At 37.4% G+C, this 21,583-nt stretch carries 15 protein-coding genes; 7 read left to right on the forward strand and 8 right to left on the reverse strand.

Going from position 1 to position 21,583, the window contains the following annotated elements:
* Positions 1 to 36: 36 nt before the first annotated feature.
* Positions 37 to 1,608: a TonB family protein gene (locus ACRD64_RS22630; RefSeq protein ID WP_430936396.1), complete on the reverse strand. Its 1,572-nt coding sequence runs from the start codon at positions 1,606 to 1,608 to the stop codon at positions 37 to 39.
* Between the two features lie 245 nt (positions 1,609 to 1,853).
* Entirely contained in the window at positions 1,854 to 3,611 is a 1,758-nt protein-coding gene (locus ACRD64_RS22635; RefSeq protein WP_430936398.1) for an OmpL47-type beta-barrel domain-containing protein, read from the reverse strand.
* A gap of 367 nt (positions 3,612 to 3,978) precedes the next feature.
* On the opposite strand from ACRD64_RS22635, the gene ACRD64_RS22640 reads away from it, so the two are divergent.
* Entirely contained in the window at positions 3,979 to 4,866 is an 888-nt protein-coding gene (locus ACRD64_RS22640) for a LysR substrate-binding domain-containing protein (RefSeq protein ID WP_430936400.1), read from the forward strand.
* Positions 4,867 to 4,941: 75 nt separating this feature from the next.
* Complete coding sequence (locus tag ACRD64_RS22645; protein WP_430936402.1) at positions 4,942 to 5,868, forward strand: YeiH family protein; 927 nt, start codon at positions 4,942 to 4,944, stop codon at positions 5,866 to 5,868.
* 667 nt (positions 5,869 to 6,535) lie between these two features.
* Here ACRD64_RS22645 and ACRD64_RS22650 read toward each other — a convergent pair.
* The 4 genes from ACRD64_RS22650 to ACRD64_RS22665 form a co-directional block, all read right to left on the reverse strand.
* Complete coding sequence (locus ACRD64_RS22650; RefSeq protein ID WP_430936404.1) at positions 6,536 to 6,976, reverse strand: outer membrane beta-barrel protein; 441 nt, start codon at positions 6,974 to 6,976, stop codon at positions 6,536 to 6,538.
* Between the two features lie 2 nt (positions 6,977 to 6,978).
* Positions 6,979 to 7,179 carry a hypothetical protein gene (locus ACRD64_RS22655; RefSeq protein ID WP_430936406.1) on the reverse strand — a complete coding sequence of 67 codons (201 nt, stop codon included), beginning with the start codon at positions 7,177 to 7,179 and terminating at the stop codon, positions 6,979 to 6,981.
* A gap of 366 nt (positions 7,180 to 7,545) precedes the next feature.
* Positions 7,546 to 12,795, reverse strand: a complete 5,250-nt coding sequence (locus ACRD64_RS22660) for a M4 family metallopeptidase (protein WP_430936408.1) — start codon at positions 12,793 to 12,795, stop codon at positions 7,546 to 7,548.
* Between the two features lie 245 nt (positions 12,796 to 13,040).
* Positions 13,041 to 14,153, reverse strand: a complete 1,113-nt coding sequence (locus ACRD64_RS22665; RefSeq protein ID WP_430936410.1) for an AI-2E family transporter — start codon at positions 14,151 to 14,153, stop codon at positions 13,041 to 13,043.
* Positions 14,154 to 14,413: 260 nt separating this feature from the next.
* On the opposite strand from ACRD64_RS22665, the gene ACRD64_RS22670 reads away from it, so the two are divergent.
* Both ACRD64_RS22670 and ACRD64_RS22675 read left to right on the forward strand, forming a co-directional pair.
* Positions 14,414 to 15,847, forward strand: a complete 1,434-nt coding sequence (locus ACRD64_RS22670) for a hypothetical protein (RefSeq protein ID WP_430936412.1) — start codon at positions 14,414 to 14,416, stop codon at positions 15,845 to 15,847.
* Positions 15,825 to 16,853, forward strand: coding sequence for an endonuclease/exonuclease/phosphatase family protein (locus tag ACRD64_RS22675; protein WP_430936414.1), 1,029 nt, complete (start codon positions 15,825 to 15,827; stop codon positions 16,851 to 16,853). The genes ACRD64_RS22670 and ACRD64_RS22675 overlap by 23 nt, the downstream gene beginning before the upstream one ends.
* A gap of 78 nt (positions 16,854 to 16,931) precedes the next feature.
* On the opposite strand, the gene ACRD64_RS22680 is transcribed toward ACRD64_RS22675, so the two are convergent.
* Both ACRD64_RS22680 and ACRD64_RS22685 read right to left on the reverse strand, forming a co-directional pair.
* Positions 16,932 to 17,462 carry a TrmH family RNA methyltransferase gene (locus ACRD64_RS22680; protein WP_430936416.1) on the reverse strand — a complete coding sequence of 177 codons (531 nt, stop codon included), beginning with the start codon at positions 17,460 to 17,462 and terminating at the stop codon, positions 16,932 to 16,934.
* Positions 17,463 to 17,503: 41 nt separating this feature from the next.
* Positions 17,504 to 18,976, reverse strand: coding sequence for a CCA tRNA nucleotidyltransferase (locus ACRD64_RS22685; RefSeq protein ID WP_430936418.1), 1,473 nt, complete (start codon positions 18,974 to 18,976; stop codon positions 17,504 to 17,506).
* A gap of 391 nt (positions 18,977 to 19,367) precedes the next feature.
* On the opposite strand from ACRD64_RS22685, the gene trxA (ACRD64_RS22690) reads away from it, so the two are divergent.
* The 3 genes from trxA (ACRD64_RS22690) (at position 19,368) to ACRD64_RS22700 (ending at position 21,402) form a co-directional block, all read left to right on the forward strand.
* A complete protein-coding gene (trxA, locus tag ACRD64_RS22690; RefSeq protein ID WP_430936420.1) occupies positions 19,368 to 19,730 on the forward strand; it encodes a thioredoxin in 363 nt (120 codons plus the stop codon).
* A 53-nt stretch (positions 19,731 to 19,783) separates the two neighbouring features.
* Positions 19,784 to 20,251 (forward strand): thioredoxin, encoded by a 468-nt coding sequence (gene trxA / locus ACRD64_RS22695; protein ID WP_430936422.1) that lies wholly within the window; start codon positions 19,784 to 19,786, stop codon positions 20,249 to 20,251.
* Positions 20,252 to 20,739: 488 nt separating this feature from the next.
* On the forward strand, positions 20,740 to 21,402 hold the full coding sequence (locus ACRD64_RS22700; RefSeq protein WP_430936424.1) for a thiamine phosphate synthase: 663 nt from the start codon (positions 20,740 to 20,742) through the stop codon (positions 21,400 to 21,402).
* Positions 21,403 to 21,583 lie beyond the last annotated feature (181 nt).

Below are 21,583 nucleotides of genomic sequence, written 5' to 3' on the forward strand. Positions count from 1 at the left end.
TAATTTAAAGATGGATGCTAAGCATCCATCTTTTTATTATAACCCAAGTTGCTTCATTTTATCAATTAACTCTCTTTTATTAATTTTTTCAAAAACTGGTATATAAATATCTTTATTGGGTTCTGCTTTAAAACTTGTAAAATAGGTTTCGTCATTGATAATTTTAAAACCAATTACCATAGCGTTTATTGGAATGTTGCTAAATCCAATAGTCTTTGTTTTACTATTGAATGAGTTGGGTCTCATGATTGAACGATTCTGATTAAATATGGCAAAGTAATTATCATAGATCGTTTTTGCCTGTACCTTAATGTCTTTGTTGCTTTGGTAGAGAAAGTATTTGTCACAGTTTAGCCAGCCTAATTTATTGGTTCTAAGAAAAAACTCATTTAAAACTCCAAATGGTTTGTTATACTTTTGGAATGCTGAATCATTTTGTACAAATGTGTCAAAATCTGATGCGGTAGTAATTCTATTGGTAGTGTCGATGGGAAGTCCGCCATCTAAAACAAAGTTAAATGGAACAGTATATGATACCGAAACAGGTTTCCCATTTTGTCTGCCTGGAGTCCATCTGGGAGATAAATGAAGCACCCTTAATGCTTCGTAATCCAATGACGGGTGAACGCCTCTGGCAATTTTAGGGTTTTTAATCATACCCGACTCATCAATTATAAATGAAACGTAAACCCTACCTTGAATTCCTTTTTCCTGTGCAATAACCGGATATTTTAGTTGAGAATGCACAAATAACTTAAGAGCCCCCATAGAACCTCCGGGGAAAGTTGGCATCTCTTCTACAATAAAATAAACCCGCTCTGAATTATCATCAACATTGTTGGGGTTCAGTAATTGCCAATCCACACCATTGTCTGTTTCAATACCGGTAAACATTTGCATAGAATCTTTTTCGCTAATTCCTCTAAAACGTATTCCAATTTCAGCCTTATCTCCCATGGTACATTCATAGTTACCGGAGAATGCCTGAATGTACAACATCCCTCCTGTCTCTAGTATTTTATCTCCCGATTGAGTGCTCAGGTTAGCGTCAATCATTTCTGGTGCATCATAATATTCTGTGACTTGTATTTCAGTGGGACCTTTGGGTTTGTCTTTGTTTTCGTTTATGTCAAAACAGTTTTTCGGAATTTCAATTATAGATCCGTTTTTACATGTAATAGTTGTGTCTTTTGTATTATCTATTAAGAAGCTTTGTGGCTTTTTGTAATTGGGCTCTTTTGCTCGATGATTTATTTGAGGTAAAAAAACATCTACTTTTTTATAGCCAATATCATTTAAAGGGCTTTTCTCTTCGCCATAATTTATTTTTTCAATTTCTATTGTTTTATCAAAATCCAGCAATACACCTTCAACAACCGCTAATCTTTTTTGTGCCAGCAATTTATTATATCCAACTGTTCCAAGCGTATCTGAAAAGCCCTTAAGGACAACCATTGGTGGTTTAAAGGCTTGTATAAATTCCGTTATTTGAGTTTTTGAGTTCTCATCCAGCTGCGACTTGCCAAACTCAAATTTAACGGTCAGATTTTGAGAAAAAGTAAAAAAAGATAATGTTGAGATGATTGAAATTAAGGTTAGTTTTTTCATGCTTATCAAATATTTAATGCTTAAATAACACCCCTGTTTTTCAATGAGTATGCCAAAAAAAAGCAGCATTAAGTCGCAATTATACGCTCCTGATTTACAGAATGTAACAAATTTATAACCCTGGGGAAGTTGGTAAAATCACCCAAAAACATCGCCCAACTGAGCGATATCGCCTAATTTATATTTTATTTTAAATAAAAAAGCCACGTCTCCGGGGCTTTTTTATAACAAAATTATTACAACACTTATTTTTTAGCAACCTTAATAACTATTGATTTAGTAGAAGTGTTACCAATATTATCTACTGCCTCTACTGTAATTGTATAAGGTTCCAATTCTTTAAAAGTTCTAATATCTGCACTCAACTGAGTCAAGGAATATGGCTTTTTCTTACCACCATTAATCTGATAATGTATGGTTTTAACACCACATTCGCTATCGGTAGCCGCCAAATACATCTTTACAAAAGGAGAAAAAACATCAATTGATTTACCTTCATGGGTCTCTGAACGAATTGACTTGATACTAAAGTTTATAAATATTTCCGGAGCACTTTTATCAACTGCAAACTGGCTTTCCTTAGTTAACTCACGGTTGTTAACCATATCCTGGGCGTAAAATTTTAAGACATGGAACCCTTCTTCAGAAACTTTTAATTCTGAAGCTGTTACTTCTTTTGCTTTATCTAAACTATAAACAATCTCTTTAACTCCTGAAGCATCATCTTCAGAAAACAATTTTACTGTTGTATTTTCTGAGATAAACAAAGTGTCTTTAGCAAAAAACTGTGGTCCAACAAAATCAATACCCGACGAAGGTGCCTCCATATCCATATATACCTGTAACGGTTCGATTTCAGAAACATTTGCCACCAAGTCGAACACCTGGTAATATAATGTCTGGATTCCTTTTTCCTTTAAGAATGAAATAGGATCGGCCCATTCCTTATTTACCATTACATCAAAACAAGTCTTGTCTAATTCTTTTGAATTGAAATTATACAATATTTTAAAGATCCCAAGTTGATCTTCACCTTTGATTTTAGCCATACTGCGGGGTGATACATATAGATATTTACCCTCGTAAGAATCTCCTTCAATATCGCAACCGACCGTTGGTGCAACATCATCTACAACAAAAGAAAATGCCTCCTGATTTCCTAATACTGATACCTCTGAATCTCCAGATTTATTGGATATATTTCCTACATTATCTTCAGCCCAAAATACCATTTTATGGTCGCCTGACTTCAAAAACGATGTACTAATCGGTTTGTAATAAGTTCTTTCGGGCCCATCATTAATACGGTATTTTATATTTTTTATTCCAGATAACTCATCCGATGCCAACAGTTCGATGGTAGACTTTCCTGATATAGTTTGCCCCGATACGTTTCCATGGAAGGCCCAAGTAACACTTGGTTCCTTATTATCAATCGTAAAACTCTTCTCTTTTACTTCCTCAGCGTTCCCGACCCTGTCAACACAATAGTACTTTAAAACATATTTTCCCGGTTTTTCAAAACTAACCGTGTCTTGATAAACTTTATATGGTTCGCCATTAATACTTAAATACATGTTCTCTACTCCCGACACCTTATCTTTCGAATTCAGCACAACTTTTAAATGCTGATTATAATATACAACGCCCTCTTTACTGTACGCTTTGGAATCTATAAACCGGGAAGTAGTTACCGGAGCCAATCCATCCGCATACACTTCAAATACGATATCTGCCACTGGGTATACTATTTTTTTTGTAACGGTATCGACCTGCGAAGGTGTACGAACCGTATTCAAACCTTCTGAATCGAAATAAAAAGGATTTGCATATTGCGGTGTGCTTTGACTTTCCAGTTTTTCGACTCCGTTAGTAGGATTTGGAGATGTACCCAAAAACAAATACATAGGTTGATGTTTATTGGCATAGACTTTTCCTTCGGGCGATTTATACATCTTCATCTGATGTTTTAAAGGTTTCTGTGCCATTATACTGTAAGTCATCAGTATACAACTTAAAAGAACTGTTAGTTTAGTGCGCATTGTTTCGTTAAAATTTATAAATATTTTAGTGACAACTACGGCACGTAATATATTAAAGTTAACAATATGTGATGAACGTATTAATTCTGTTTATCAACAAAACATTGCTCATGCGAAGAATAAAAATAATTTAACCATATTTTTAAACAATTGTAACTGCTGCTGACACAACAAAAGCTACGAGAAGTAAAAATCTATACATTAAGAAAATAGCACTTGTATTTTTTACAGGCAATATTTTTAGATATAGGTGATTGAATATCCATTGCTTTCTTAATTTTGTTCGAAAATAAGTAATTTAATTGCTTAATAAAACAACATAATATCAATGGATCACAGAGATAAAGTATTTTTAGCTGTTGCCGAAAACCTTAGCTTTTCGAAAGCTGCGGAGGAACTATTTATCAGCCAACCCGCTGTCACAAAGCACATCAAGGAACTGGAAAGTAAACTCAACAGTACCCTTTTTGAAAGGAAAGGCAATCGCATTTATCTAACCAAACCCGGAAAAGTCAATTACGAATTTCTGAAAAAGATAAAGCATCAGTACGAAGAACTGGAATTTGAGCTTGGCCGTTTAAACGACACTTTTAAAGGAACGTTACGTATTGGAGCCAGCTCTACCATCTCACAATATGTAATTCCAGAAGTTATCGCCTCGTTTTATAAACGCTATCCCAATATCGACTTGCACTTGTATAGCGGTAACTCCGTGGAAATGAAGAGAAAACTATTAGCCGACGAAGTCGACATAGCTTTAGTTGAGAATAATTCATCCATGTCGGAATTAAAGTACCTGGATTTTTTAGATGATGAGTTGGTTGTTGTTACCGGAAGCGACAGTGTTTATAGTAAACGAAAACAAATATCCATCACCGATTTAAATGAGATACCATTAGTTCTTCGTGAAAAAGGTTCCGGAACGCTCGAGGTTATTCAACAAGTATTGAAGGATAACAACATACTTATCGACGATTTAAATATTGTAACCCACTTGGGCAGTACCGAAACCATTAAAAATTTCCTAGTTAATTTTGATGGAATAGCCATTCTCTCCGAAAGATCCATAAAAAAGGAAATACAACTTAAAAGTATAGTGAAAATTAAAGTCAGAAATTTCCATTTGCCCAGAAAATTGCGAATCGTATTGCGTCAGGGAAATATTGGCAGTACCACCGAAACATTTATAAACTTCCTGAATAACTATAACTTTTAGTTATGCACTATAAATATTTTGTATTTGTTTTAGCTATTGCGTACTATTACATTTGTATCAACCAAAAGGATACAAATGCACCTCAGTCAAAAACAAATACAGCTTATTTATTTAACGGTTGCAGCATTATGCTTTACGCCGCTTTTATCACCAGCCATTGCGCTGGTGATAGGCATGGGACTTTCATTACTGGGTATTAAACTGAAAGTTTCACAAGAAAACACCTCCTATATTCTTCAAGCTTCCATTGTATTAATGGGATTTGGAATGAACCTTACCCAAGTAATTGAGACTTCGCAAACAGCATTCGTGGAAACAGCAGTTTCCGTTATAGCCGTAATGGGCTTAGGTATCTTATTCGGTAAATTTTTAAAAGTGGATTCAAAAGTCAGTTTACTTATCGCATCAGGTACTGCCATATGCGGAGGAAGCGCTATTGCTGCTGTTTCCAACGTACTCCATCCAAAAAATCATCAGGTATCATTCTCATTGGTGGTAATTTTTATGCTAAATGCTCTTGCTTTATTTATATTCCCATACATTGGTCATCATTTGCATCTGTCGCAAACCACCTTTGGTCATTGGGCGGCTATTGCCATTCACGATACCAGCTCTGTGGTTGGGGCCGGCGCCATTTACGGTGAAGAAGCGCTACGTATAGCCACAACTGTTAAATTGGTTAGGGCTTTATGGATCATTCCTGTTTCCGTGGTGATTTCCTTAGCTCAAAAAAAACAGGATAACGGAAAGGTTAAAGTACCTTATTTTATTTTTATGTTTTTGGCCGCCATTCTCATTGCATATCTATTACCTGAGGGGCAAAGTACTTATGAACATTTTAACTGGATGGGGAAAAGAGGTATGGTACTGGCGCTCTTTTTTATTGGGACAGGCATCTCTATAAAGGAAGCAAAAAAAGCAGGTTGGAAGAGTTTTGTGCTTGGCATATCTTTATGGGTTGCCATAGCTTCAACCTCGTTAATCGTACTAAACAATTTTTAAAACATCATTTCGATTTCAAATATTCATCAACTATACAATGTTCCTAGCGGAACGATATTCATCAGGTGGATTTATAGTTCACCCGATGATTTATTTTACTTGTCCAGGCAATGATCAACATTATTAGAAAACTTAAAAGCTAGTATGCCGGGGAAATAAACCAATTTCCGACGCAATGTTACTTGGCACATCTGGTAAATTGGTGATGTGTCGGTTTGATTGGCATCTTGCACCCAGGGCCTCCAGGCTATTCAACTTCGCTCCTTTGGTGCTGTATTCCCACCTTCGGCCAGATCATTCCCAAACATCAAGCCCTCTCCCAAATCCTAAATTCTTTGCTATCTGTTCCTGGGTTAAATACGGTTTCTTTCTACTACTTTTTCTTTACAGATGAAAATTTAATAATAAGAAGTAATTGATGGCCTAAACACAAATTCCCCTAAAGGTAAAGACGAGGATTATTCAACACCCGTATTTATCATACTCGCCAAATTTTCGGCAGTAGAATTGGTTATTATTTTCCCATCTTCCTCGGTAAAGGTATAGTATATACCCATTAAATGGTTTACCTGATTTACAAAGACTGAGCCTATAAAGTTGTTTTTTTAAACATTAAATGATGATTAAAATCATCGCTTTGCGTTTGCTGCGATTGTAGTTTCCGGAATTACGGTAATAACCGCCAAAAGGATAATGATATCGGATTGAGCTGCTTGTAACTTGGTACTTTTTCTCTTCTGGAGTACGTTATGCCCCAGGTGTAATTTTTGTTTACTTTTTTCTCTATTAAAGCGGAAGGCGAGTAAGTAAAAATTGTATTACTAATAGTACTGTCTAAATCGTAGATATACTGATCGAGATAATTACCTTCAACCCGCAAATCTAACGAGAAACTATATTTGGTTTTGGAACCATTCAGCACACCATATAACCCCGGTTTTACCTCATAAAACTTAAAGTATACCTCACTGTGGTCAGTGCTTTTAATACCCTGGGGCGAGTTATAAATGGTTTTATCCGATGTTTTACCTGGCTCAAAATGCCTTAAATTCAGCTGTCCCCCAATTTCAGGTTTCCAACCCTTATTTATCGGTAATTCATAATCCACTTTTAAATACCCGAACAAATTACATCATCATCCGTTCTTATATCTTCGGTAGAATTTGGCAGTTGTTCATTCGAATCCAAATCAAGGGGTTGGGTATTACGAATATAATCCATCAAAGGATTGCTTGCTGAGAATTTGGCCTGGATCAGTAATTTATGATTCCGAAATACGGCATATGTTTCTCCAATCCGTGTTACACTCATGCGTATTTTTGGTATTATCCTCTTCCCTCCTATTATCCGTAAAATGGTAAAACACAGAATCCTTATCCAACGACGAGGATACGTATTTTGATGCTAGGGGTGATGTTTTATGTTGATATAAAGCTTAAAAACTTACGTTGGACTTTTTTGAAAAGCGATACCTTGCATTTTCCCGAGCAATTTTTTTTGATCACGAACATTATGCTGTTCCTTTAGAAATTAAGGTTGAATCACTTACATTATCATGCCCGATAAAAGAGGCAAGGAAAAAAGCAATTCGAAAAAAGATTAAAAAATACGTGGCCGTATACGAAAAAGGTTTAAACTTTGTAATATAGAGTTACAGCCCAGAAGACAAAGTACTGGCTAATATTTAATTACCTTGTTTACAAACTCAGCATGGTCAGAAATTACCTTGACAATATATATACCACGCATTAAATGAGAAACATCGACTTGAGCCTTATGTAGATGTAAGGTGATATCTACCGCCAATCTGTTTCCGTTCGTATCGAAAACCTGGATATCTGCATCTTGGATATTTGTTTCGATATATAAAACCGAACTTACAGGATTCGGATACATATGAACTAATTTATTTGAGCCCGTTTTGCTTATATCCGTACTTACACCAACCGATGCATTAAAAATATGCGATTCTTCACCTCCATACCCATCTGCCGCAGTAATGCTTAACTGAACTGTACCCTGACTTAATGGCGTAATTTCCAACAGTCCTCCTTCAACCTCCTGCATTACAACACCTTCTTCACTTAACAAACATGTATAACTCAGCACATCACCATCCATATCGTTAAAATGGTTGCTCAAATCAATCACAATGGCTGGATCATTGATATTCATAAATACGTCAGCAATTTCAACCGGACACGTTGGGCTATTGTTCTTTTTAACCTGAACATTGAAGGAATGACTTACCAAGGCTTGGTGCGTGTCGGTAGCTGTTACGGTAATATTTACATACCCCTCATTCAACGGGTTGATTTTAAACACCGATCCACTTTCGAATGAAGGTAGTGCAATTGAATTATCGGACGATGTTACATCAAAAGTTAAAACATCGTTATCGGCATCGGTAAATACTTCGTTCAAATCAATGCCCTCTTTATAAGTCAGGTAAATTACTTTATCGGCAATGGGATTTGACACAATAGGTGCTGTATAAGTATCTCCGTCCAATGTAATTGTTAATGTTGGTGTATCCGGGTCTGATGAGTGGATTTCTATCGTTCCATTGTATTGAATCAACTGTGTTGGTGTAAATTTGACATCAAACAACTGAATCTCTCCAGGTTCAATTTCCACTGGAGAATATACAACAGAGAAGGCTTCATTGGAAGAACTCAAACTATTAATCGTTAAGTTTCTGGTTCCCGAATTTTTAATTTTAAATACGGATGTAGCTTCGTTATCCATCAATACATCACCAAAATCCACCGTTGCGACATCGGTTTCTATGTTCTCGATACCTACAACGTTTAATAGTAACGGAATATTTACTGCTCCGGCATCAACATCATTGCTCAGCACTTGTATGTCCACAACATATTGTCCTTCCGCCAGACCATTAGAATCGATTTTGTATTTTAAACTGTCCATATCCTGTCCCGACAGGAACATATAACCCGGATCTAGCTCACACAATGCGGTATTCAATGGGGTAATACTATATTCCAAGGCATTCATCAAAAATTGCCTGTGCCCTTCTGTGGACATATACAGGAATGATTCATCCCCCATGGTTAATATCTTTCCTTTGCCCGAAGAACTTAATGCAGAATAACAATTACCATTGGCATCATTCAATAATTGAGTTGCCGGTGCATTAACGGATAAAGTACAGTCGGCATTGACACGAATACGATAAGCATTCAAATCCTCGTTGATCTCATGATTTAATAAAACAGCATCACCTTCCTTCGCAGGTACCGAAACATAACTTATCCCCCAACCGTCCAATAGATTATTAAAATCCGTGATTCTTCCATCTCCTTGTATTATCAGGAATCCTCCTTTACTGACCCAATCTCTAATTTCATTTTTCCTGATATCCAAAAAATTGGCCGAATCATCCACGATTAAAACATCCAACGAATTAAGGGAAGTTGATATATTTTCTGATGTAACGGACAAACATATGGCCCCGTAACTGGTCAAGGTATTTTTGAGTTCGTGATAATAAAGCACATTTTTAGCCAGACCAACTCTAATACCCTCAAAATTAGGCTCAAATGAGTAATATTTGATTGGATTATGATTGCTTCCTTTTTCGTAAGAATCCAACAGCTTGCCCTCGTAAGCCAACAACCCGTTATTCAAATTGCCGATAGAAATAAAACTATCGACCAACTCTCCACTCAACAGATTAAGTCGGATAGTGTCATTCATCACTGACAATTCAGGTTCAGCCTCAATAACCACCTGTTTTGTTATCGTATCTTTTGAGATACAATTATCCACTGTTAACCGTACTTCATGAACACCCGAAGTACTAAATGCGTATTTGGGATGCTGATCATTGGATGTAGAACCGTCTCCAAATTCCCAGTTCCATATTTTTGGTTGATATAAGGAATTATCTTCGAACTTCAATTCGTAGTTTACCGGCAATATTTCATCTACAATATTAAAATCGGCTACTACATCGTTTCCAACGCCATAAGCCACAGATTCCCAACTAGCACTGAAACCTTCGTAGGAATTAGTTTCGTTCGTTGTAAATGAAAGAAACATGCTGCCAGATGTTGCCTTTATTAACAGTGGATCGCTAACCGTTCCTTTCAGCGAAGCTAGTAGAAGCCCGTTTTCGTCGGCACCATCATAAATATTCAATATGTCACAGCACCATTCCGTATTGAGCTCCTGTATTGTCAGTAAAATTTCTTTGGCACAATATGGCGCTATTAAAAAGGTTTGCTCGGTTGAATTTTCATAATCACCATCTTCTCCACCCGCATCAAAAATGTAACCCGAAGATAAATCCGTTTGAGTATGCACTCCCATAAGATGATTAGTCGCTACCCTAATTTCCCTGCTCACTGATGAAGAGCCAAACTCATTGGCTACCATAAGTTCTACGTGATAAACACCATCTTGGTGGTATGTAACTGTTGGGTATGGATCACTGGAATATTCAGGAACGCCACCTTCAAAATGCCAAATCCGACTTGTTGCAACATTCTCGCTTTTATCGAAAAAAGAAACTGATTCATGGATAAAAGCGATGGTATCGCTTACCGAGAAGTTAGCAAGCGGAGGCGCTGTGTTTTTTTCCAGTATCACGGTATAATCCTCGTATTGCCCGTATTGGGAGTCATTAATACCATCCAGCTCCGATGCGTAATCATAACGATCCGAGCCTATTCTCAGCCTGAGCGGATCTCCAAAACTTACACCAGCTGGAATTTTAACTTCTCCTTTATGAATTTCGGTAGCAATTGAAGTATATATCTTTTCATCCTGATTTGAAAAAATGCCATCATTGTTAACATCCAACCATACATTAACAGCTTCTTTAAAGTCCTCACCTGTGCGGATTGCCAACGAATATTTTTTTCCTTCCTTCAATACGGTCTCATGCCCGCAGGTAAAATCTTCATATCCTTGGTTGGACCCCTGTGATCTGTTGTTTAACTCATTCAGTTGAACACTATAAATACCGCCCGTTCCGCAATTTTCAGTGAAAGGTGCATTTACTGGAAATATTGGGGTAGCTTGGTTAGCAACAGTAATATAATTTTCAATTTCAGTTATATCACTGCTGTTACATTCAGAAGTCCCGGTCACTTCCAACTTAATACTGTATTCTCCAACACTGGCTATATTAAGTATTGGGTTTTGTTCTGTACTAACCTCTACATTATTCAAATACCATTTGTAACCATCAGCATTTGTGCTTGTATTGTTAAGCTGAACACTGGCAGGAGCACTGCAATAAAATGTTTGGTCGGAATAAAAAGTGGCAGTAACAGCAGTTTCAAATTCGGGCCCAACACCCACGGCATACCATGCATTGGTAACCTGAATCACTTCATTGGAACACTCACCATACAGGTCAACAGCTGATTGAATCGAATAAAACCGGGCGTCTTCAAAATTGCTATAGCGATTTAAATAAACAGTCAAATTCCTATAAGCTATTGCCTCAGCCGCTTCCAGGCCAATTGGTTCAACCATGTAACTATCCCCATTATCGTTGACTCCGCTGCCCCCTTCGCACAATAAATAAAACCAATAGCTTTGAACGGTTGAGTTGCTATGTACCCCCCCATGGTCTTGCGTTCCAGTTATCCAATACTTACCTTGGTAAGTATCCGGATGAAAAGCTGCATTAGGATCAGAAATGTTACGTAAATAAGAAACCCCATCTATAAAAACCTGTTCTCCTATCAAATAGTTGGCCGATGTGGGATACACATAAAAATCGATGGCAACACCAAAAATATCGGAGAAGGATTCGTTAAGAGCCCCTGATTCATATGCATATTCCAGGTCGGCACTATGAGAGGTTAGGCCATGTACAATTTCATGGCCCACAATATCCAGCGATGTAAAAGCATATTTTGAAGAACCATCCCCATCACCATACGTCATCCGATCCCCATCCCAAAATGCATTAGCGTAATTATTACCGAAATGCACATAAGATTTTAGCGCCAACCCATTACCATCAATAGAGTTTCTTCCAAACTTATTAAATAAATAATCGTAAGTCATTTCAGCTCCAAAATGAGCATCATAGGCCACTTGATCATCCGGGTTGTGCCAATAGTTATCTTCATCAACAAATTCCACAGCCTCAGAATACAATTGCCCGTAATTCAAATTATAGGTATGGATTCCATTGCCCCGCTCATGTTCGCTCAAAATATATCCACCATATCCTTCGCTCGTTTTAATCCCTACGGTTCCGTTATAAAATGATATGGCCGTTCCTTCAAAGTCAATATTATGGATTCTTGATATTCTCTTTACAATGTCGCCGGTATTGGCATCAACATATATATATTCTCTTTGCAATGGTTTTAAGGAGTACACATCCACTTTGTAACACAGCATCAATTCCTTGTTATGAGGGACAAATAGGAGTTGTGCTTTGGGATAAAATGAATTATCGTTATCCCAAATAAAAAGTTCAGAAGAAAAAATAGAAATAGCCTTTTCAACAGCTTCGCTTTCTGACAGTTGCGCTTGAGTTGTAACAGCTTCGCCTTTTACAGCTTTACCGTTTACGCTCCGAGCCATTCCATTCTTGTAATGGACCGTATACCCCATTCCTTCAACAGGAATACCAAGCAAGCTCAGTTGATACTTGGAGTGTGCATCTCCCTGTTTATCTTTAAACTCATTTGAAAGATTTAGTTTGTATATATTGGGCAGGCCTACTTTTTGACTAAGCGTGGAACCATTCACAACCAAACCGGATTTTAAGGACTGAGAGGAGAACTCGAAGTATTCAATTTGTCCGCTATTCTCGTTAACTTTAACTTTTGACGCCCCCTTAACAATCTGCTCACTTTCCTCGCCGGTATAAACTTGACCATCCGCCAAAATGGCGCCCATCAATAAAACGAATATGGAAATCAAGCTTCTCATGTGTGTTGTAAATTGTGTTGTGTCCTATATCTCTATCAAGAACATTTAAATTTACGTACAAATGAGCAATTGGCTAAAAAGTTTTGATAAACTGCCTATATGTTTTGCCTAATAACAGAAATTCCCGTCACTGTTGTTTCCAGATATTTACCCACACCGCATTAAACATTGCATTACACTGTCTTAATGCACATTACAGCATGCTGCATTATTTTTTATTCACTATAATAAAGTATTACTAGGGTTTAAATAAGATCCGGATTGTTTAATTCCTGATCGTTGCTTTTTAACACAAATCTTTTATAGTAAGAAAAAAGCAGTGTGGTCATGGGCAGTGCAATCAACATTCCTAACAACCCCAGCAAACTGCCCCAAACAGAAAGAGACAGTAAAATAATAGCAGGGTGAAGACCATATACGCGTCCCATAATTTTGGGCGTAAGAATGGTTTCCTGTATAAGCTGCACCACACCCATAACAATGGCCGCCAGTAGAATAACATGCCAGAAACTATGGTTAGTTTCCATAGCCCTAAGCAACGATAACAAAATTACAGGAATAAAACCCACAATTTGCAGATAAGGAACGATATTTAAAGCACCGATAAACAACCCAATTATTATAGCCATGGGGAGTCCAATAATCTTAAACCCAATGGCCAATAACACGCCCACAATAAGCGCAATAAGTCCCTGCGCCCTAAAATAAATTTGCATGCCTTTGGTAAGATCATCAAACACTTCACGCACAGGTTCCCGATATCTTGGTGGCACCAATCCCAGCCACCCATCTGAAATCTGTTTGAAATCGATCAGTAAAAAAACCAGGTAAATTAATATAATCAGAAGGCTTACAAGTCCTAATAAGAAATTCATGGAACCAGAGAATACCTTCCATGCCTGTCCAAAAATATTTTTAAGGGAACCGGCCACACTTTGTGGATCTAAAACTTTGGTAAAATCAGTGTTATTTACAAAATCATTGATATAGTCTATCACTTCTTTAGGTAAGATACTCGAAACAGATGCATGCTGAAGATAGTCCCGAATTAGCTGCACCATTTTTGTCATCTCGGCATAGAACTGGGGAATCAGCCAAATTACTAAAAAATATAATCCTCCAAATACCATTAACAAACTTGTCAAAACAGCTAATCCTCTGTATTTAAACCTACATTTAAACTGAAAAAAGTCGACCAGTGGATTGATCAGATAGGCCATTAATAACGCTATAAAAAATGGCACAAGAGCCCCACTTAACCGTTTTAATAAAAAATAAAATGCCAGTAAAAAAGCTATGGACAATACCATCCTAACCACCCTGTCGAAAGTATATGGCTTTGTATGATTTGTATTCATGTATGTCAGATTTTACGGCAATATATCAAAAATATATCATACTTAAATTTTCTGAATAATAAATGCAGGTGATCTTCGTTGTAATTAGGAATGGTGGCATCCAGTGTGAACGATTGTTAATTTGTGTTTTAATTTATAAATATTTAATGTGGATTTAATAGGAATTATTCAATTTATTGTTTATTTTTCAAGCTAAAACCCTTGCTAACATTTTTTACATCAAAAGCCTAATAAACAATACTCTACCATACACAAAACTTATGTGCAGACTAAAAAAATACCTAATATTACTGCTTATACCCTTAAGCTTTTGGGCTTGCGAAAGGGAGTTTGTGTTTTTAAGTAGTTCAGAAGGTTTAAATTTTTCCGTTGACACATTAATGTTTGATACCATTTTCACGTCAGTTGGTTCGGTCACGAAAAACTTTAGAATTTATAACCCCTACGACGAGGATTTAATTATCAACTCAATAGAATTGTCTGGCGGAGAAACAAGCAATTTTAGATTAAATATAAACGGACAAGCTGAAGACAGAGTTGACAACCTCAGGATAAATGCCAAAGACAGTTTGTTCGTTTTTGTGGATATCACGATCGAACCAGATAACAGTAATAGTCCGTTTGTGGTAAATGACTCCATCATATTTTATTCAGGCGAAAGAACCCAAAAAGTAAATTTGATTGCTTATGGCCAGAACGTTGAGCTGTTAAAAAAGGCCAACATTAAAACGGCCACCTTTACAGCCGACAGACCATATTTAATTTATGATTTTTTAGTGGTAGACAGCCTTGAAACACTGACTATTGAACCTGGCGCCAGACTCCATTTCCATAACGATGCCCGTCTGGTTGTTTTTGGCAGTATGCAAGTAAATGGGACACCCGAAGAACCAGTTAGTTTTTTGGGTGACAGACTGGATGATTGGTATGATGACAAACCAGGCCAATGGGGACATATACATTTTATGCCAAGCAGTTCCGACAATGTAATTGACAATGCCATTATTAAACATGGAATCATGGGTATATTTGTTGACTCCGTTGGACTTGGCGATACAGACCCTCTTAAAATCAACAACACAGTGATTAATCACATATCCCAATTTGGTATCTTAACGCAAAATTCAAAAGTAGATGTCTCCAATACGGTTATTGGTGATTGCGGATACCATTCCGTTGCACTGACCTTAGGCGGGACTTATAACTTTTATCATTGTACGGTAGCCAATTATTTCCCGAGTTGGGTATACAGAAACACACCTGCACTATTCTTAAACAATTACTTCACCGATGAAACCGGTACGGAAGTTATTAATCCTTTGATTGAGGCAAATTTTTACAATTCCATAATACATGGAAATAGATTTACAGAAATAGGCTTTGACTTTAAGGACAAGGAAGACGAAGTGGATAGCAAGAGCTGGTTCAACTATAAATTTGAAAACTGCCTGTTAAAAAGCGGTAACCTTGATGTGACAGACCCAAACAATTATGTTAGTGTTTGGGTTAACGAAGATCCTAATTTTATCGACCCATCTGAGTTTAATTACCAACTGGACACACTATCCTTTTGTCAGGATTTAGGCGATGAAGAAATTGCCGATCGGTTCCCCAACGATATTCTTAACAACAGCAGGGTTAATGATAATAATGGCCCTGACCTTGGCGCATATGAAAGAATGGAAGAAGAATAAAAGGTACAAGGTAACATTTTGGGTTTTACTGGTTCTTGAACTTAGCTCTCCCCAACCTTTATTTCCTCAGAATTACGAACATTTAGGGCTGATGTTTTATAATGTCGAAAACCTATTCGACACAAAAAACGACAGTTTAAAACTGGATGACGAGTTCACCCCGACAGGTGACAAACATTGGAGCTACTCAAGGTATTTACGGAAACTTAAAAACATATCACGGGTTGTTCTTGAATCCGGCGGCTGGAACCCTCCCGGCATCGTTGGTTTATGCGAAGTGGAAAATCAAGGAGTTTTAAAGGATCTTGTTTGGAAAACAGGGCTAAACCACCTGGATTACCATATCATCCACCATGAATCTCCGGATGTACGCGGCATAGATGTAGCCATGCTCTATCGGAAAAATCAATTTACGCCTCTTGAATCAATTCCCATTAAAGTGGATTTTGGAGAGGGCACCAGACCAACAAGGGATATATTGTACGTTTATGGATTAATTAAAGATACCATCCCCCTGCACCTTTTTGTGGCCCATTTTCCGTCGAGGTATGGGGGCGTGCACAATACCAAACCCTTAAGATATAGGGCGGCTCAAGTATTGAGGGATACCATAACAAACATATTAGCTTACGAGCCTGACGCCAACATTATTGCCATGGGAGATTTTAACGACGAACCCGAAGACGAAAGTATGCAACACCTTATTGAAAACGGCAATATCATCAATATATCTTCACCAGCAAACAGCATTAGTAATTCAGCGGGAACGCTGAAACATCAATACGAATGGAACACCTTTGACCAGTTCCTGATATCTAAAAATTTATCCGATTCCACCCGTACCGTTTTCGTTGCAACACCAATGAAAATTTTGGATTTCCCTTTTTTATTGGAAGAAGACAAAGGTAATACGGGATTAAAACCATTCAGGACATACATTGGCTTTAAGTTTAACAATGGCTTCAGCGATCATTTCCCCGTTGCACTTGAGCTAAAAATTAAATGATGGGCATCAAAAACTTAAGTATTTTTAAGAATTGAGAACAGGAACCAAACATCGCCTTACTATTTTCTGATGTGCAGATTACTGAGGACTAATTACCAAATACTGTCTAACCCATTCATAAAGTGCCACGCTGCATGCATGAGAAACATTCATAGATTTAATGGCTCCAATCATGGGAATATGGTAAAAGTGTGAACATTGCTCCATTAGCTCAGCGGACACCCCATGAATCTCGTTCCCTAAAACAAAAGCGACTTTCTCTGGCAAAACACCATCCGACAAATTTAAAGAATTATCGGTCGTTTCGATGGCACAAACCGTGTATCCTTCCGGCAAGTGATTTTTTAACTCCTCCGGCTTACAAAACTGCCACTCGATTTGTCCTGCCGCTGCCCCGGCCACTTTTTTTATCTTACTATGCCTCACACTTTGAGAGTCTCCAATAAAAATCACCTTTGCACATCCAAAATTACTAGCTAAGCGGATGATATGTCCCATATTTTCCGGTGACTTTAAGCGATCGGCTACAAGAATAGGTCCGTCGCCATCAATCGAGTATTGGACAGTAGCAAACAGAGGAGTACTTTTAGTTTGTGTGCTATTCTTCATTGGTGATAAAATTAGCATAACTTTGATAGCCAAAGCAAGTTTCAATCATTCGAATGTGTACCCTTATTTTTTGCTCCGGCCATGTCGGGGGCATCTGGCTTTTCGTTTAACCCCATTTCCTTGCCCAGCTTTAACATTAACTGGTAAGCCTGCTCTCTGTCGTTATTGATTTCTCCGTCCAATATGGCTTCTTTAATAGCAGCTTTTATATCTCCAATCTCCTTGCAAGGCCCAATGCCGAATGTCTTCATAATATCTTCACCGGATACCGGGGGCTGAAAATTTCTTACCCTGTCCTTCTCCTCAATCTCTTTCAGTTTCCTCCGTACGACCTTAAAGTTCTTCATATACTTTCTGACCTTATCCTCGTTTTTTGAGGTAATGTCAGCCTCGCACAAAGTCATCAATGAATCAATATCGTCTCCCGCATCAAAGAGTAACCTTCTCACCGCAGAATCCGTCACCACATCCTCCGATAAAACAATAGGCCGCATATGCAGATACACCATTTTTTGAACAAATTTCATTTTTTCGTTCATTGGGAACTTCATGCGTTTGAAAATCTTGGGCACCATTTTTTGTCCTATATGATTATGCGCATGAAAAGTCCACCCCAATTTATCGTCGAACCGTTTGGTTACGGGTTTGGCTATGTCGTGAAACACTGCGGCCCATCGTAACCACACATCATCGGTAAACGGGACTATTCGGTCTAGCACCTGTAGCGTGTGATAAAAATTGTCTTTATGCCTTTTCCCCTTCTTCTCTTCTACCCCTTTCATGGCCTGAAGTTCAGGAAGTATAATCTGCAACAGCCCTGTTATCTCCAGAATTTTAAATGCCAAAGAAGGTTTATCGGACATAATCATCTTATTGAGTTCATCAACTATCCTTTCCCCCGAAACAATTCCAATGCGTTCTTTATTATTTTTGATTCCCTCAAAAGTGTCCTCTTCAATACTAAACTTAAACCTGGCCGCAAACCGCACAGCCCTAAGCATGCGCAAAGGGTCATCGGAAAAAGTAATACCTGGCTCTAATGGAGTACGGATAATACCTTTTTCCAAATCCTCTGACCCATTAAACGGATCAACCAGATTTCCAAGTGTTTCTTTGTTGAGCGATAAAGCCAAAGCGTTAATTGTAAAATCCCTTCGGTTTTGATCGTCCCTTATGGTTCCGTCCTCCACAAATGGCTTACGTGAATTTCTTTGGTATGATTCTTTTCGAGCTCCAACAAACTCAACATCAACATCTCTATATTTAAACATGGCAGTCCCATAATTCTTAAAAACAGTCACTTTAAGTCCGCCAAGTTTAGCTGCCACTTTTTCTGCCATTTCAATCCCACTGCCGCGCACCACAATATCAATATCTTTAGAAGTCTTTCCTAGAAACAGATCTCTCACATAACCTCCAATCACGTAGGTTTCAATTTTCTCTAAATCTGCCACATGCCTAATTGCATTAAAAACAGTGCTTTCTAAGTGTTTTAATATATCTTTTTCAGTCATTCTTAAAATTTAGGCTGCCAAAATTACAATTTATTTTGGCGGATAATATAATTTCTCAATTTTATTGCGCTGAGGATGGCTCGCGATTGTTTGTCGCCAATTATACAATCGGGTAACAGGAACAATTATTTTGGCTATTCAAGGGTTGCAAAAATATAATTTTAATAAAGCCTAATGATAATGAGTCACATTATTCCTTAGTTACTCCTACCAAACATCTTAGTCATTACAAATGTTTAATACCTGAATTACTGTCAGTTTTCTGTCGCTTGTCAGTCTAATATGTTAAAATTTAACTTTGGCACACATATTGATATTGACATATCAACATTTTTAGATATATTTGTATCTAAAGTAATCAAACACGAATATTCATTAAAATACAATAATCATGTTAGAACATTTGACAAAAGAAACGTTTAAAGAGAAAGTTTTTGATTTCGAAGCAAGTAAAGAGTGGAAATTTGCAGGAAACAAACCTTGTATAATCGATTTTTACGCCGATTGGTGTGGACCATGTAAAGCTATTGCTCCCGTATTAGAAGAGCTTTCGAAAGATTATGATGGCAAAATAGACATCTACAAAGTAGATACCGAGGCAGAAAGAGAATTATCGGGTATGTTTGGTATACAAAGTATTCCTTCCCTTCTTTTTATCCCCAGCGAAGGACAACCACAAATGGCCCAGGGAGCTTTGCCAAAGGAAACTTTACAAAAAGCATTCAAGGATGTTTTAAAAGTTAGTTTAGACTAATTTATGACATTTTTTCAGCCAACCAGTAAAAGTAAATTATTAATACAATTGTTATGAAGGCATTAATTGTTTCAGGATTATTATCGGTATTTATTTTCGCCAATGTTTCATGTGCAGGCAGGGCGGAAGCCAAATACACGGGTGAGGAGACGGAAAAGAGTGGTGTGATATACCTAAACAAAGAAACGTTTAAGGAAAAGGTTTTTGACTACGAAACAAATAAGGAGTGGAAATATAACGGAAAGGTACCCGCCATCCTGGATTTTTATGCCGACTGGTGTGGTCCATGCCGACAGGTAGCTCCTATTTTAAACGAGTTACAAGCAGAATACAAAGGTAAAATTCAAGTATTTAAAGTAGATACTGATAAAGAAAAAGAGTTAGCAGCTATTTTTGGAATCAGAAGTCTACCTACCATAGTATTTATACCGGTAGATGGCGAACCTCAGGCCGCTCTTGGCGCCAGACCAAAAGCTGAATTGGAAAAGATGGTAACCGAAGTTTTAAAGGTTATCAAATAAACCGGGATCTTTCAAAAGGGATTTTTCAAATTGCTCACGAAAGCAGGCATTTGCCGTATCTGGGAAATCCAGTTATAGAAAATCTTACCTTGCGGTGTTAAGATAATGTTTAGGTTTTATTCATTGAATTGGTATTCAATGGAGTCTAATGATATTTTTGAGATAAATACCGGAATTATTATTGCGCTATACATATTTTACCCAATTAACAATAGCTGTTATAAAAGTTGATTATTTTTATAGCAGCTTTTTTTATTCGTGATTTTTACAAAAAATAATATGATGGCATTGGTAGGTATATAAACTGCTATAATTTGCTATACACCCCAAAAGTTTTTTTAAAGGTGCTGCCACACCTAGGACACTTTGGCAGCATCTCAAAAATACACCACAATTGTATGAAGTGAATCAATTCTTCTAAATCTTAACAATGCTTTTCCCGGCAAATAAAATTAACTATGTTTGTGGTAAACTTAACACACAACACTATGCAAAAAATTATTAGCCGACTTCAATTCATTACCTATCAAGAGATTGAAAAACCATCTTCGCAACAAGCCTTGGAATATTGCGCAGGAGGGGGAGATTGGATTCAACTAGGAATCAAAAATAAACCAGAAGATTATATTCTGTCCCAGGCCCGCAAATGTAATTCCATTTGCCAACATTATGGTGCCACTTTTATTATTAATGACAATCCTCACCTAGCTATTGAAGTAGATGCAGACGGTGTTCACTTAAGCAAAAACCATATAAACGTAGCTGAAGCACGAAATATTATTGGAAGTCAAAAAATAATCGGAGCTACGGCCAATACGTTCGAAGACATCGTGCATCTGGCAGAACAAGGGGCAGATTACCTATTTTTAGGCACTTACGGACATACCGGAACAAGCAGGGATATAAATCCCGAACTAAACCTGAATGATTATACGGAAATTTTAAAGTGTTGTGACACCAACAACATAGACATTCCGATAATTGCCATAGGCGCTATTACTATGGAAGATTTTGCAGAATTATTTGAAACGGGCATACACGGTGTAGCCATCTCATCCTATCTTGCAAATCAAGATAATATTGGCGAATCAACATTGAACACTTTAACCGAAATTGGCAAGGCACATTCGTTTAGTTTTATAAAAAGATAACAAAAATATTTATTTTTCTTGCGTATAAGACTTAAAGGTCTTAATATTGCATCCGTTTTCTACAATGGGGTGCCTGGATTATACCGGGCTGAGATTATACCCTTCGAACCTGGACAGGTAATGCTGTCAAGGGAAAAAGATCATCTCCTATTTTCCTCATTGCAGTATTTATTCATTTAAA

This window comes from Saccharicrinis sp. 156, from assembly GCF_050589685.1.
Taxonomy (GTDB): Bacteria; Bacteroidota; Bacteroidia; order Bacteroidales; family Marinilabiliaceae; genus Saccharicrinis.